Origin of the sequence: Paenibacillus agaridevorans, assembly GCF_018604145.1 — a bacterium.
GTDB classification, from domain to species: Bacteria; Bacillota; Bacilli; order Paenibacillales; family Paenibacillaceae; genus Pristimantibacillus; species Pristimantibacillus agaridevorans.
On the sequence record NZ_CP075889.1, the window covers coordinates 4,892,744 to 4,906,699 of the forward strand.

17 protein-coding genes are annotated in these 13,956 nt (G+C 52.6%); 5 read left to right on the plus strand and 12 right to left on the minus strand.

Annotated elements, in window-relative coordinates:
- Positions 1–40: 40 nt before the first annotated feature.
- Positions 41–784 carry an IclR family transcriptional regulator gene (locus KJW29_RS19940; protein ID WP_214625873.1) on the minus strand — a complete coding sequence of 248 codons (744 nt, stop codon included), beginning with the start codon at positions 782–784 and terminating at the stop codon, positions 41–43.
- Positions 785–1,077: 293 nt separating this feature from the next.
- Between KJW29_RS19940 and KJW29_RS19945 the strand changes: the two genes are divergently transcribed.
- Positions 1,078–2,166, plus strand: coding sequence for an alpha/beta hydrolase (locus KJW29_RS19945; protein ID WP_214625874.1), 1,089 nt, complete (start codon positions 1,078–1,080; stop codon positions 2,164–2,166).
- Positions 2,167–2,241: 75 nt separating this feature from the next.
- Here the strand turns inward: KJW29_RS19945 and folE are convergent, their stop codons facing one another.
- The 7 genes from folE to KJW29_RS19980 all read right to left on the minus strand — a co-directional run bounded on the left by folE (position 2,242) and on the right by KJW29_RS19980 (position 6,531).
- Entirely contained in the window at positions 2,242–2,835 is a 594-nt protein-coding gene (gene folE / locus KJW29_RS19950; RefSeq protein ID WP_087569816.1) for a GTP cyclohydrolase I FolE, read from the minus strand.
- A 36-nt stretch (positions 2,836–2,871) separates the two neighbouring features.
- Complete coding sequence (locus KJW29_RS19955) at positions 2,872–3,093, minus strand: YneF family protein (RefSeq protein WP_087569900.1); 222 nt, start codon at positions 3,091–3,093, stop codon at positions 2,872–2,874.
- A gap of 152 nt (positions 3,094–3,245) precedes the next feature.
- Positions 3,246–4,403, minus strand: a complete 1,158-nt coding sequence (gene queG / locus KJW29_RS19960) for a tRNA epoxyqueuosine(34) reductase QueG (protein WP_425517568.1) — start codon at positions 4,401–4,403, stop codon at positions 3,246–3,248.
- Positions 4,404–4,407: 4 nt separating this feature from the next.
- Positions 4,408–4,842, minus strand: a complete 435-nt coding sequence (gene rnhA, locus KJW29_RS19965) for a ribonuclease HI (RefSeq protein ID WP_214625875.1) — start codon at positions 4,840–4,842, stop codon at positions 4,408–4,410.
- A 47-nt stretch (positions 4,843–4,889) separates the two neighbouring features.
- Positions 4,890–5,420, minus strand: a complete 531-nt coding sequence (gene lepB, locus KJW29_RS19970; RefSeq protein ID WP_246608296.1) for a signal peptidase I — start codon at positions 5,418–5,420, stop codon at positions 4,890–4,892.
- Complete coding sequence (locus KJW29_RS19975) at positions 5,417–5,974, minus strand: DUF402 domain-containing protein (RefSeq protein ID WP_214625877.1); 558 nt, start codon at positions 5,972–5,974, stop codon at positions 5,417–5,419. Before KJW29_RS19975 ends, lepB begins: the two co-directional genes overlap by 4 nt.
- A gap of 134 nt (positions 5,975–6,108) precedes the next feature.
- The gene (locus KJW29_RS19980; RefSeq protein WP_087569820.1) at positions 6,109–6,531 is read right to left on the minus strand and encodes a GNAT family N-acetyltransferase; all 423 of its coding nucleotides are present in this window, start codon (positions 6,529–6,531) and stop codon (positions 6,109–6,111) included.
- Positions 6,532–6,893: 362 nt separating this feature from the next.
- On the opposite strand from KJW29_RS19980, the gene KJW29_RS19985 reads away from it, so the two are divergent.
- A complete protein-coding gene (locus KJW29_RS19985; RefSeq protein ID WP_214625878.1) occupies positions 6,894–7,505 on the plus strand; it encodes a superoxide dismutase in 612 nt (203 codons plus the stop codon).
- Between the two features lie 777 nt (positions 7,506–8,282).
- Here the strand turns inward: KJW29_RS19985 and KJW29_RS19990 are convergent.
- Positions 8,283–8,630, minus strand: coding sequence for a hypothetical protein (locus KJW29_RS19990; RefSeq protein ID WP_214625879.1), 348 nt, complete (start codon positions 8,628–8,630; stop codon positions 8,283–8,285).
- Between the two features lie 308 nt (positions 8,631–8,938).
- Here KJW29_RS19990 and KJW29_RS19995 point away from each other — a divergent pair, with 308 nt between their 5' ends.
- The gene (locus KJW29_RS19995) at positions 8,939–9,100 is read left to right on the plus strand and encodes a hypothetical protein (protein WP_179215706.1); all 162 of its coding nucleotides are present in this window, start codon (positions 8,939–8,941) and stop codon (positions 9,098–9,100) included.
- An 11-nt stretch (positions 9,101–9,111) separates the two neighbouring features.
- On the opposite strand, the gene KJW29_RS20000 is transcribed toward KJW29_RS19995, so the two are convergent.
- Positions 9,112–9,261 carry a hypothetical protein gene (locus KJW29_RS20000; RefSeq protein ID WP_214625880.1) on the minus strand — a complete coding sequence of 50 codons (150 nt, stop codon included), beginning with the start codon at positions 9,259–9,261 and terminating at the stop codon, positions 9,112–9,114.
- Positions 9,262–9,348: 87 nt separating this feature from the next.
- A complete protein-coding gene (locus KJW29_RS20005; RefSeq protein WP_246608297.1) occupies positions 9,349–10,305 on the minus strand; it encodes a nucleoside hydrolase in 957 nt (318 codons plus the stop codon).
- A 144-nt stretch (positions 10,306–10,449) separates the two neighbouring features.
- Here KJW29_RS20005 and KJW29_RS20010 point away from each other — a divergent pair, with 144 nt between their 5' ends.
- Positions 10,450–11,274: an AraC family transcriptional regulator gene (locus KJW29_RS20010; protein WP_214625881.1), complete on the plus strand. Its 825-nt coding sequence runs from the start codon at positions 10,450–10,452 to the stop codon at positions 11,272–11,274.
- Between the two features lie 424 nt (positions 11,275–11,698).
- Positions 11,699–12,871 (plus strand): hypothetical protein, encoded by a 1,173-nt coding sequence (locus KJW29_RS20015; protein WP_214625883.1) that lies wholly within the window; start codon positions 11,699–11,701, stop codon positions 12,869–12,871.
- A 182-nt stretch (positions 12,872–13,053) separates the two neighbouring features.
- Here KJW29_RS20015 and KJW29_RS20020 read toward each other — a convergent pair whose 3' ends face one another.
- Positions 13,054–13,956, minus strand: a complete 903-nt coding sequence (locus KJW29_RS20020; RefSeq protein ID WP_214625884.1) for a Gfo/Idh/MocA family protein — start codon at positions 13,954–13,956, stop codon at positions 13,054–13,056.

Sequence of the window (13,956 nt, forward strand, 5' to 3'; positions counted from 1 at the left end):
ACACTATTTTGGTGTGTGGGGTTCTTTTTTCATCCCGCGCTTACTTGCTCATCGTCCCCATCCGCTTTGCCGATTCTTGGATGACCGGGGCATATCCGCGCATCGTCTTTAGCGTCATGCGGCTGGAGGGCCCGGAAACGGATAACGCCGCAGACAGATTGCCGGATCGATCAAAGATGGGAGCCGATAGCGCCGCGGCGCCGGCTTCGCGTTCCTCGAAGCTTGTCGCATAACCCAGCTCCGTCACCTCTGTCAGATTCCTCGAGTATTGCTTCTTGTCAAAAGAATCCGGCCACTCCAACGATTCGAGGATACTGTTCCTTACCGACTCCTCGGAGAAGGCAATCAACACCTTGCTTGACGCGCCGGCGTAGAGCGGCAGCCTGACGCCAATCGGCGCCACTCGGCGCACAGCCTGGTTGCTCTGCACTGCCTGTATGCGAATCCGCTCCGAGCCGTCCCGCACGTAGATACTGACAGTCTCGCCGAGCTGATCGCGCAGTCGCACCATCTCCGGCAGCCAGATTGTGGCCTGGTCGTCGGAGCCCGACAAATTGGCCGACAGCTCCCACATCCGCAATCCCAGATGGTAGCGGTCCGTCGAACGGTCGCGCTCGATAAAGCCCTTCTCTTCGAGGGTAGCGAGCATCCGATGTACGGTACTTTTGTGCAAGCCGACATGTTCCGCAATCTCCGTCATTGCCCAATCGGTTCGATGCGTAAAGCACAATAATATATCCAACGCGCGGTCAACGGCTCGCACGGTCGATTTCCCATCCTCCACGAACACGCACCTCCTCTATTTATAATATATATATCCCCATTAAGTTTCAATGAATGAAACCGAATTCCATAATGATTGAAATCTATTCTCATTAGTATACATGAATCGCTCCATGGACGTAAAGATCATTGAATCATTACAAAATGATTACAGTCTATTAACATCCCCCTAACAATGCCTCGACATGAATTGACAGGCCGCCCGTATAGGACTACGATTAAAGTACTATACAATTAATAGCGCTTACATCGTCTTCATAACATAATCGCTTTTTGCAGAAGGAGGGCCTGACGATGAACGCAACTATCGGAACTCCGCAGCCGCTTGAGAGCGTTGGACTAAGCGCCGTCCCTCAAGCCTTGCCCCTTCCACCCTTTCTAAAAACCAGTCTTGCTGTAGCCCAGCGGCGCAAGCATAAATGGATTGCAACGATTGCAGCTATTATCGCCATGTTTTTTATCGCGATTGTCATTTTCCATGGTTATGTAGCGTGGATGCTGGCTTATCCTTATGTTGCCCCGCTTGCCTCCAATCCCAAGGAAGCGATCGGCATCGATTACGAGGAAGTTATATACCCCAGTCATAGCGGCGAGACGACCGTCAGCGGCTGGTATCTTCCCGCTCCGGCAGTAGATGGTTCTAGCGATTTTTCGAAACGTACCGTCGTCTTTAGTCACGGATACGGCGCGAACCGCGAAGAAAGCTGGGTGCCCATGTACGATCTCGCCAAGCTGCTCCACGATCTAAGCTACAATGTCCTGTTATTCGATTACGGCTATGCCTCCAAACAATACAAGGCTCCCGCTACAGGAGGCCGAGAGGAATCGCAGCAACTGCTGGCTTCCGTCAACTACGCGCGTTCCCGCGGCGCGGAGGATATCGTCGTATGGGGATTTTCCATGGGTGCGGGCACGGCGCTCCAGACGGCGCTCGTAACGGACGAAATCGACGCGATGATTCTGGATAGTCTGTTCGTCCCGAGCTCGGAAGCGCTGTTCGATAATTTGATCCAGTTCGTGGAACTTCCGAGATTCCCGTCGCTCCCACTCATCGAGACGATGATTCCGCTCTGGACCGGCACAGACTTCGGCTCGATTCCGGCGGAGGAAGTTGTAGCGCATCCCTACGATATGCCCATCTACATCATACACGGGACAAAGGACGCCAAGGCGTCTTACGAGACGGCGCAAGCAATCTCGGCAAACCAAAAAAATGCGATGTCCCGCTCCTGGATTGTGGAGGATGGACAGCACGAAATGATCTTCCGGAAGCATCCTACAGAATACATCGGCCGAGCCGCGATGTTCCTCAGCCAGGTCGATTCCGTTATCGCGGCGGAGCATGAAGGCGAGCCCGCCGTCCAAGTCGCGGCTGCCGAATAACAGAAAGGAGCAAGGAGCATGCCCTGATAAATGCGGGCAGCTTCCTTGCTCCTTTCTTGCGTTCCTTCTAAAAGGTTATTGTTTCAGCAATGCCAGAAATTCCGAGCGCAGCGGCGAGCTTGTTCTGAACTCGCCTCGAACGGCAGAGGTTACCGTCTTGCTGCCAGGCTTCTTAACGCCTCTGGAGCACATGCAGAGATGTTCCCCCTCCACGACGACCATAACGCCATGGGGAGAAAGTTCTTGCTCCAGAATATCGGCGATCTGCGTCGTAACTCGCTCCTGCACTTGAAGCTTTCGCGTAATCGCATCGACCAGACGCGCCAGCTTGCTAAGTCCCGCGATCTTGCCGCTGGGAATATAGCCGATATGAGCCTTCCCGAAGAAAGGCGCCATATGATGCTCGCATAGGCTGTAATAGACGATGTCTCTGACGATGACCAGTTCTTCGTGCTGCTCGTCGAAAGACACGCCGAGCACTTCGCGGGGATCGACATCGTAGCCCGCGAAAATTTCCTCATACATCCGTGTAACACGCGCCGGCGTTTCGAGAAGTCCTTCTCGCTCGACATCCTCGCCGATCAGCTTCAGAATTTCCTTCACATGATGTTCGATTTGCTCCCGGTTGCTTGCCACTTTCGAATTGACGTAATCCTTCCGTCCCGCCATTCGCCACCGCTCCTTCCGCTCACTGCCGGTCCCCCGTTATTTGCGGGGAAACTTTTGATTTTTCATCATATTTTGAGCTTTCGACATTTGTTGTTTGTTTAGATTGTAGCCCATTTGCTTCGCCATCTTCTGAATCATCGCAGGATCGTTTTGCATACGCTCGATCTGTCTGCGAAGATAGAAAACGCCGATAAGAAATCCGCCAACCGCTCCGAGAATCAAAGTAACGATCGGGATTACGATATTGTACCATTCCATGCCGTTCACCTGCACCTTTCCATATTTCGATAACACTTACAAAGCTGACATCCATGTATCATAGCATGTCCAAGCCCTGCGGCGCAATGAATTCGCACAAGGTAAAACGGTTGTATAGTCCCCTGGCAGCCCAGCGCGTATAATTAGGCGAATTACGCGCGTTCTCGCTCCCGAATCGCCCCTATTGCCGCTTCGATCGAAGCAATGGCTTCCTCGTCCCGTTCCCTCATCGAAGCCTGTTCCAGAGCTTCTGCCGCGGCCTCGCCGCCGATCCGGCCAAGCGACCAGGCAGCCGTCCCGCGCAGCACCGGCCTGGGATCATCGTGGAGTACACGAATAAGGTCCGGTACGGCACTTGCTTCCTTAAAGTTGCCAAGCGCGATGACCGCGTTGCGCTGAATCGGCTTCCGTCCGCGCCAAGCGGAGGAGGTATGACCGTAACGCTCCTTGAACTCCTTGTTCCCCATCGTCAACAGAGGAATGAGAAGCGGCTTGGCGAGCTCGTTATCCGGCTGCAGCTCGGGCTGATTGGTCCAGTTTTTGCCCCGGTTGACGGGACATACGATCTGGCATGTATCGCAGCCGTACAGACGATTCCCGATCTTGCGCATAAATTCGTCCGCCACCATTCCCTTCGTCTGGGTCACGTAAGAGATGCAGCGCTGAGCGTTCAGTTGGCCCGGAGCGACGATCGCCCCGGTGGGACAGGCGTCGATACACTTCGTGCAAGAGCCGCAGCCTTCCGTTACGGGCTCGTCGGGGGGCAGCGGAAGATTGGTAATCATCTCGCCCAGATAAATCCAGGAGCCCAGCTCGGGGGATATAATCGAGCAGTTTTTGGCGCTCCAGCCAAGCCCTGCCCGCTCGGCAACCGCCCGATCCGACAGCTCTCCTGTATCCACCATGCTTTCGACTCGCACGTCCGGAACGCGCTCCATCAGCCATTGCTCGAGCCTCGCCAGACGGTCGCGCAATATTTTGTGGTAGTCCTCGCCCCATGCGGACCTGGACATGATGCCTCTCCTGGCGCCGGGTTCCGACTTCGGCGGGTCGATGAGCTTGGATGGGTACGCAACCGCTATCGCTATAATGCTTTGGGGGCGGTCGAAAATCAGCGACGGGTTCGTTCGTTTCTCGATATCTTGCTCCTCGAAGCCGGATTCATAGCCGAGCTCGCGATGGCGAATGAGGCGTTGCTTGAGCGTTACGAACGGGTCGGACGATGCGACGCCAATCGCGTCGATGCCCAAACTTTGCGCAGCCTCTTTCATCTCGTCTTTCAACGCTTGCCACTCGTCTGTCATCGCCATCGGCTTATAACCGTTTGATCGCTTCGCGCGCCAACTCGTCGCAGCGATTGTTCCATTCATTGTCGCTATGGCCCTTCACCTTTACATACTCCACCTTGTGCTTGCCCATCAGCTCCCACAGCTGCTTCCACAGATCCTGATTCTCCACGGGCTCCTTCTTGCTGTTCTTCCAGCCGTTGCGCAGCCAGCCATGAATCCAGCCCTTCTGAAAGCAATTAACGACATACGCGGAATCGCTGTACACTTTGACCGTGCAAGGCTCCTTAAGCAGCGCGAGCCCCTCGATCACGGCCTGGATTTCCATCCGGTTATTCGTCGTCGCCTTATCCCCGCCGGAAATCTCCTTTTTATGCGCACCGTAAAACAAAACGGCCCCCCAGCCGCCGGGCCCCGGATTGCCCGAACAGGCTCCGTCTGTATAGATCATGACATCTTTCAATGGTAACCCCCCATTCTTTCTAGCATAGTCTTGATATATCCTGACTTTTACAACCGCCTCAACTGCGGGATTGGCCATATTATCGCTTCCGCCCGGCCTATGATAAGTTCTCTCGGTACGGCATGAAACGTTCGGCTGTCCAGGCTCGCCCGCTCACGCCGATTGTCTCCCATGACAAAAAAATTCCCTTGCTGGATAACTTCAGGTCCGTAGTTCATACCTTCGATGGGCGAATCCGTATATGGCTCGTCCACCGGCTCGCCGTTAATATACAACTGCTGCCCCGCTATCTCGACCCGGTCGCCCGGCATGCCGACGATTCGCTTTACGAGATATCGCAACTTGCCCTCAGATCCCGACGGATCCTCCAGCACGATGACATCGCCCCGGCCGGGACTCCCCAGCAAATAGCCGATTTTGTTAACGAACAGCCACTCGTCCTGTACCAGCGTAGGCTCCATGGAGCGGCCATCCACGGTTGAGAGGTTAAATACGAAATAATGTAATAACAATACAAGTCCTAATGATAAAAGTATCGTCTTTAGCCAATCCATCAACTCGCGTCGCAGCGTCTTCATTGTTCGGCTTCTCCGAACCTCGTCAGCCATTCCTCGTAGTAACGTATCACCACGTCGTCCTGAAACGGTTCCCGACTGCGTTCAATCCGCGACAACAGAGCATTCAGCCCTTCTCGCACCTTATCCTCGACTTGTCTTGGATAATGGTACAACTGCTTGTGCTGTTCGTATTCGTCCTGATCGACGATATAACGACTTCCGTCGGCCGTTCGAATGACATCAAGATCATAGTCGATGTACGTCAATACGCCGCCCTGCAGATAAGGAGGGGATGCCACGTTGCAATAATAGCGCACCCCGCTTGTCTCCAGCAGCGCAACGACATTAAACCATTCGCCGGGGATAAAGAAAGAAACGGCCGGCACTCTGCTGATCCACTGCTTGCCGTCGGATTCCTGGATGGGAGTCTGCCTGTTAATGAGAACGATCATCGATTCGGCGCGATGCCCGGGTGCTAGCGCATCGTCCGGCACAAGCCAATTCTGCTGCCACAGCCGGTGGATTTGACCATTGTGTTTGAAGCTTTTGATCACGCATCGTTCATATATTTCCATGCTGTCCATGCTCCTTGCTAATGGTAGTTCGAACGCGCATATATAGTAATAAGAAAAGCATATCCGAGCGCCAATTGCAACGGCGATGCTGGATATGCCCCTAATATACCGTCCTTGAAGGACTAACTCTCTATTTACCCGGCAACAATGCTAAGCTTCTGGAACGCATGGAAGAAATCCGACGTTTCGTACCCCATCGATTCATACAGAGGCAGTACAGGCTCATTATGTTCGTCAGCCGTAATAAGGATCTTGCTGACGCCACGCTGTTCGAATCGTCCGCGCAAACCCGTTACAAGGGCCTTGCCGATGCCGATCCGTTGATGCTCGGGGGAAACCGCGATGCGATAATAATACCCTTTGTTATTGTCGATCGTGCCGATAATCATGCCCACGATCTCTGATTCTTTGACAGCGACAAGCACCAATTCGCTATCCCATGACAATTGGCGAGCAAATGCTTCCATCGTTTGCTCATAACATTCCTCGGTAAGCACTTCCTCAAGCAATGCAGTAAGCGGTTTGTAATCGGATAATTGGAAGGAACGAACGTTCATACCTTAACACCTTCTATACCTTGTCATAGTCGAGTACTTGTCTATCATACGACGAATTCCGCCAAAATCACACTAAAAAATTTAAAATTCTTAAAAAAATCTATATAAATCGCCCGTTTTCTATTGAAAACGCTTAATATTAAGCGCTTACACGATTTATCGCTCATGCAATTTTTATTTTTTCCATAATTATGCGTTTCTTTTGCATAAATCAAGGAAGCTATGGGAAATCTACAGGTTGATGTCGGCCGGAAAGTCGCGTTCAAGCATTGACTTTTTCAACAACGATGTTGATTTATTCATTCCGATAGAGGATAATGGGAATGATTACACACTACATACCATTTAGGAGGACCTTATCAATGGCACATCAACTTCCTGCTTTGCCTTACGCGCACAACGCTTTGGAACCGCACATTGACGCAACGACAATGGAAATCCATCACGGACGTCACCATAACGCTTATGTAACGAACCTGAACGCTGCACTGGAGTCCGCTCCCGAGCTGCAAGAGAAATCGATCGAAGATTTGATCGCTGATCTTGCAAGCGTACCTGAGTCGATCCGTACGGCTGTCCGCAACAATGGCGGTGGACATGCTAACCACAGCCTGTTCTGGGAAACAATCGGACCGAACGCGGGCGGCGCTCCTTCTGGTGCTCTTGCAGCGGCTATCGAGAGCGAGCTGGGCGGCTTCGACACGTTCAAAGCTGACTTCGCTAAAGCTGCAACTACTCGTTTCGGCAGCGGCTGGGCGTTCCTGGCAGTAGCTAACGGCAAGCTGAAAGTATACAGCCTGCCTAACCAAGACAGCCCGATCATGGAAGGCGAAACGCCAATCCTCGGCCTGGACGTTTGGGAGCACGCTTACTACCTGAACTACCAAAACAAACGCCCTGACTACATCGCAGCGTTCTGGAACGTTGTGAACTGGGACGAAGTGGGCAAACGTTACGAAGCAGCGGTTAAGTAATATCCGCTTGGATTATACAAAAAACGTCAACCTTCCGGAACACCGGCGGTTGACGTTTTTTTGTGGGCGTCCACGCCCGCCAGTTCCCCATTGTACTCGCTTTTTCATACACATTCGCTCGTCCACTCCCGCCAACGCCCCGTTGTACTCGCTTTTTCATACACATTTGCTCGTCCACTCCCGACAACGCCCCGTTGTACTCGCTTTTTCATACACATTCGCTCGTCCACTCCCGCCAACGCCCCGTTGTACTCGCTTTTTCATACACATTTGCTCGTCCACTCCCGACAACGCCCCGTTGTACTCGCTTTTTCATACACATTTGCTCGTCCACTCCCGCCAACGCCCCGTTGTACTCGCTTTTTCATACACATTTGCTCGCCCCCGTCTGCCAGCGCCCCGTTGTACTCGCTTTTTCATACACATTCGCTCGCCCCCGTCTGCCAGCGCCCCGTTGTACTCGCTTTTTCATACACATTCGCTCGTCCACTCCCGCCAGCGCCCCGTTGTACTCGCTTTTTCATACACATTCGCTCGCCCCCGTCTGCCAGCGCCCCGTTGGACTCGCTTTTTCATACACATTCGCTCGTCCACTCCCGCCAGCGCCCCATTGTACTCGCTTTTTCATACACATTTGCTCGTCCACTCCCGCCAACACCCCGTTGTACTCGCTTTTTCATACACATTCGCTCGCCCCCGTCTGCCAGCGCCCCATTGTACTCGCTTTTTCATACACATTTGCTCGTCCACGCCTGTCATAATTTCACTGAAAATTACCTAATCACTGGCTGCTAAAAGTTTAATCTCACGAACATCAAGAATTACATCCTTTTTTCTGAGAATTTGTGGTTCAGTCAAAACCACTCTTACACTGTCTCCTATCTTGTAATCATCATGTTTTAATTCATTCCCTTGCACATCTTTAAACATAATTTCACTATCGATTTTTATCGCACAATAGTATCCTATATCGTCACCTGGTCCATCATCAATCGGACAACTCACATAAAGCTCTTCATCATCAATTTTGAAAATAGAAGTATCGAAATATTCAATCTTTTCTTTGCCACACCCTACTAAAATTACACTCAAAGCAATTAGAAACGTGCAGATTTTTTTATTCATGTTATCCTCCTTTGAACTTTTTACAAATATACTTACGCATCTTATTATACACATTCCCTCAGGTATATATTTCCATATTAAACCAGCGCTCTTCTTACGGCTATACATGACCGTCTCGATACCTAGCTCATGGGATGTGAATGCGGCAATCACCTCGGCTTCGTTAAACAGAAACAGATTCATCTCCACGTTATGTTTCAAATTTGACAAACAAGGTTAATGAATGAACAAGCAGCCGATCACCTAGCCGCACAGTCGGTAACAATTCCCATCGACGCTGCAAATCTATGGAAAGAGGTGCTTTCGAAATGAGTACAACGAATACTTCTTACCGAACAGGTGAATACGCGGAACGGGAAGGCGATTACATCTGCGAGGCGGGACGCCGTCTTACGCTGAAAGAAGGCGACAAGTTCCCTTACTGTCCCATTACAGGTCTCGACACGAACTGGTACTACGCCGAATCTTAACAACCAGCCGTCTAAGTGAGAACAAATAAGAATATCTGCAGCGGAGAAGAAGCAGTCCCAAAAGCAGTTTTATTCGCTTGATGAGACAGCTCCTTCATGAAAGAAACAGCAAAAACAAAGAAATGGCGGTGCTCGGGTTCATTTTGCCCCTGCACCGCCATTTCTTGCCTTCTGATCCATTAATACTTTCTTCCGTGAACTGGTTTTCTGTACCGATCTGCACATTGTCGCCAGGTTTAAATCTTCACTTAACGTGTGCCTTGCGCATGCTCCTCCAGCTTGTGGAACAAATCCTTGAAAATCGCATCCCGATTGACCCCATTGGCGCAGCGAATGAAATGACGGCCGTAATCCACGCTCCAGGTCACCTGATCCGTCAGCAACGGACTATGCACAAAATCGGTCGGGACATACGAAGGATCCAGCAAGTACGCGACAGCTGACAAATCCCAAATAACCCGGGAATATCCAAAATGATCGCCACTGCAGCCTTCATAGCGTTCCGCCAGAAAATCGCCAATTTCCCCTTTGCCTCGCACATAACGCTCGATCTCCGGCAAACTTGTAATCAGATGAGAAGCAACGCCGGCGCATGGAATGAGGACGGACGGTACGCCGCTGTCCAGAATGACCCGCGCCGCATGTATATCTTGAACCAAATTGAATTCTTTCGTATCCCTCCATGAGAGCGCGTGACCACCGAGCCAAATGACAACGATTTTGCGAATAATGGAAGGTTCCAGCAAAATCGCCGACGCAACATTCGTGATTGCGCCGATCGCGGCGACGTATAGCGGTTCGTCATCGGGCATCGCGAGCGCTTTGGCAACGAGATCGCGCGCCGCCGGGCTGTCGACGGGCGTATGCGCGCCGGGCAAATAGCTTTCCGAGCCGCGAAATACGATCCCCTCTCTCATACGCTGCAGCCTGGTCAAAATGTGTACGATTTCGTCATAGCTTTTTTCCATCCCGTCTTTGGGTCCGTTGGATAGATCGTTAAAGAAAGGAGCGGCATAGACCGCCTCCAGCCGTAGTCGTTCCGGGGACAGAAGCGCATGGGAAAGTGCGAACTGGTCGTCAATCTCGTTGAAAGTGTCGGTGTCGAGCACCATGCGAATTATTCCGTCGCGGGGTTTCAAGCGTTCCATCCGAAAGTTCTCATCAAGCTCTGGATACATAAAATGCGCCGCCTTCTTGTTGGTCATTGACCGGACCTCCCTAAAATTATATGATTTGGTTTAATGATTTTATTTTCAACCCAATTGTACAGAAAATTAAGGAATGATGGTTACACCATCCGGCTAATTTATTTTATGATTCGGCTATATTCCAAGGAGAGGACGAATGAGTTGAGCGCTCGCACAGACTTCATCTTTCAAGCTTGGCACGAGGCCGGAACATCGGTTTCCATGCACCGGCATCGCTGTTATGAAATTGTTTATTACCGGCAAGGCAGAGGGTCAACCCGCATCGGCCGGGATGAATTCATCTATGAGCCCGGAAGCTACGCTGTCGTACCTCCCGACACGCTTCACGACGAGATTCGCCGCGAAGCTACGGAAGTGCTGTGCGCCGGCTTCCGGCTGATCGATTCCGAGTTTCCTTCTTCCGTTCGGGAAGGGTTATATCACGATGATGACGACTGCACAATTGGCAAGCTGCTGCTCGCGATGCAGCACGAAATCACAGCCAAGCCGCCGCTTTATGCGATTCGGCTTAATCTCTGTATAAGCGAGCTTCTCGTTGCCCACTTTCGTCTTTGGGGCGTGGCCGAACGGGACAAGCAGGATCGGCCGCTCTATTTTGCCCGCAACTATATGGACGAGCATTATCAAGAGCGGATCGATATCGCCAGCTTGGCGCGCATGTCGGGCTATAGCTACGATAGATTCCGTCATCTGTTCAAGTTGGCCTACGGTGTATCCCCGTTGAATTATGTATTGGAGCGACGAATCGACTTGGCGAAAAAACAGTTGGAGCAGACCGAAGTTACGGTATCAGCCATTTCCGCCGGCTGCGGCTTCTCGACAACCGCGCAATTCTGTACGTTGTTCAAGCGGGAGGCTGGATTGAGCCCACTGAGTTATCGAAAAATATCGAGAATGGCTGACTTCAAATCGTCTGAACATGCAAGTATGTCTTCGCGCCCTGTGGACGGCGGGGATGCTTTGTAGTCAAAGATAAGCAATGTATTGAAAACACCGCCCGGTGTCATCAGGCTTGAACTGATTGCCGCCAGTACCGCTGACGATACCCGCGTTATATAGAGGACGGAGCTACGGACCAATCTCCGGAATTCGCACGGAATAGGCGAAAGTGCATATGATACTTTATGTGCGTGTTCAAAAAGTCCGATTTTCAGTACCGAGAAGGTTGGATGAAGATTAGGGACTGAGGAGCGGAGCGTAGTGGAAGCTACGTGAGCACCTGCAATGTTTCCGGAGGAAACATCCTTCGAAAGCATACGCTTAGTCACGGCTGAGTTCAAGATTCGATGTCGACATACTTCCCGAGAGGCTTCGTAATCAAAATCGGACTTTTTGAACTACCTCTTTAGGATATTCGTCTAATTCGTTCAGATCGAGATCGGAGGTCAACATGACAGACATAAGCCCAAGCATCAACACCAAGGATCAACATAATAAAATGAGCGTACGATACGCAGCAACCAGAGGTTGTGGCTGCGGGGGCAACATTCGCAGCAGTGAACGAAGCTTGTTGCCCCTTCTATTGCCTGGACTGGGACTGGGAGGTTCAGGTCCTTGGGGACCCGGATCAGGACCTTGGGGACCCGGACCAGGACCTTGGGGGCCAGGGCACGGACCTTGGGGACCCGGACACGGACCTTGGGGACCCGGGCACGGACCTTGGGGACTCGGACACGGACCTTGGGGGCCGGGGCACGGACCTTGGGGACCCGGACACGGACCTTGGGGGCCAGGGCACGGGCCTTGGGGGCCAGGGCACGGACCTGGCGGCGGATCTGGGCACGGACCTGGCGGCGGACCGGGGGGACGCCTGCAGTTCCCTTTTGAAGATACATTAAATGAGCATGATTCCGACAATGAACCGAACATGTACGACACCCATCAGACCACTCGCCCGCCTCATGGTTCTGGCGGTTCCGGACACGGGACGGGGCATGGCTCTGGGCACGGGCAAAGTCACGGCTCCGGTCATGGGCACGGCCATGGATCCGGACACGGACACGGGCCGGGGCACGGTCATGGACCCGGACACGGCCATGGACCGGGGCAAGGTCATGGACCCGGACACGGCCATGGACCGGGGCACGGTCATGGACCGGGGCACGGTCATGGACCGGGGCATGGACCAGGACACGGACACGGTCACGGGCCTGGCTGGCATGGTCCTGGGCTGGGACCATGGGGCGGACCGGGCTTTTGGCCGCCTGTCCCCCTTCCGATTCCTCTCCCCATTCCTGTTCCGGTATCGGGTCCAGGACCGGCAATTGCCTCTGCGCCTCAAGCCTTCGTAACGGTTGTCATCAATGGCGGGGCCGCGTATCCGGGAGTGACGAACAGCTTCACGATTCCATATCGGCAAGGACTTACGATCGGAAGAGCGCTTGCTTCGACAGGCTCTGTCGGCTTCTCCGCAGACGACCAGATCGTCAGCATCGGCGGAGTTCCGATAAGCGGCAATGTCGGTTATCAGATCAAGCTGAACGGACGAACCGTACCGGCAACATTACTAAATTACACGATTCAGCCTTCCGATACCGTTACTTTAGAGCTTTACGCATTATAAGCCGCCATCCCGGCTGCTAACCTCTTTACCCTGCGAGTCATCTTCCGCCAAGCAATTACAGGCATTACACCAAACAGACGCCCCATCCTCCCAGTCAGGGTAGGATGGAGCGTCTGTTTTTTCAATGCCTAATCGCTATGGCAGTTGAAGTTGATCCCGACATGCTAACCGCATGTCCCCACTTAAAGCTTCACCGACAACCCGCTCGCTCTGCTCTCTTCCGCCGCCTCAAGAAACCGGATGATCTCCACCGTCTCCGAAATCTCAACCGCGGGTTTCCTTGTTTGCAAGAAAGGGATGACCTGCTCCAGCAAGCTGGCGTAAAAAGGTTTTGGCGCGGAACCGACCTGGACATAAACCGTCTCATCGAGGCGATGAATATGCGCACCGAACTCGTCATTGCCATTGAGATTGCCGCGCAACGTACCGATTCTCCCATCCCGCCATCTGCCTTTGATCAGCTCGTACTCTACCGTAGATTCCACCGATACTTCCTCGCAGCCAGGACCAAGGATGGCGTACAGCATCTCTGCTGCATGAATACCGTACCAAAAGTAATGAGACTGCGTAGCCTGAATATGCAGCGGACCAAAAGCTTCCGCTCCCGAGATTGAGGCAGCCGCTTCTCGACCAAGCTCCGCGCTAAGCGCTTCTGCGTATCGCAGCGAAGAAGAACTCATGATCGCAACGCCGTTAACGTCGGCGATTAACGCGATTTCCTTGGCTTCGGATGTCGTTAACGCCAATGGTTTATCAATGAATACCGGCTTGCCGTACTTCGCGATGGCCCGGAATTGCTCCAGATGGACCCGTCCGTCGGCCGACTCCAGCATAATCGCGTCGCACTCTTCCGCCACCTCTTCCAGCGAATCTGCGATACGCACGCCGTATTGCTCCCGCAGCTCCCCCGTATATCCCGCTACCCGATTGAAGCTGAGCGGGAAGTCCGGAGAGCCTCCCGGATACGCGGCGACAACTCGCCCGCCGGTCACATGATAGGGATGCGTTGCGTCATGCAACAGCTTGGTAAATATGGATACGTGCGAGGTATCGAGACCAATCATACCAATTCGAAGATTATTCAT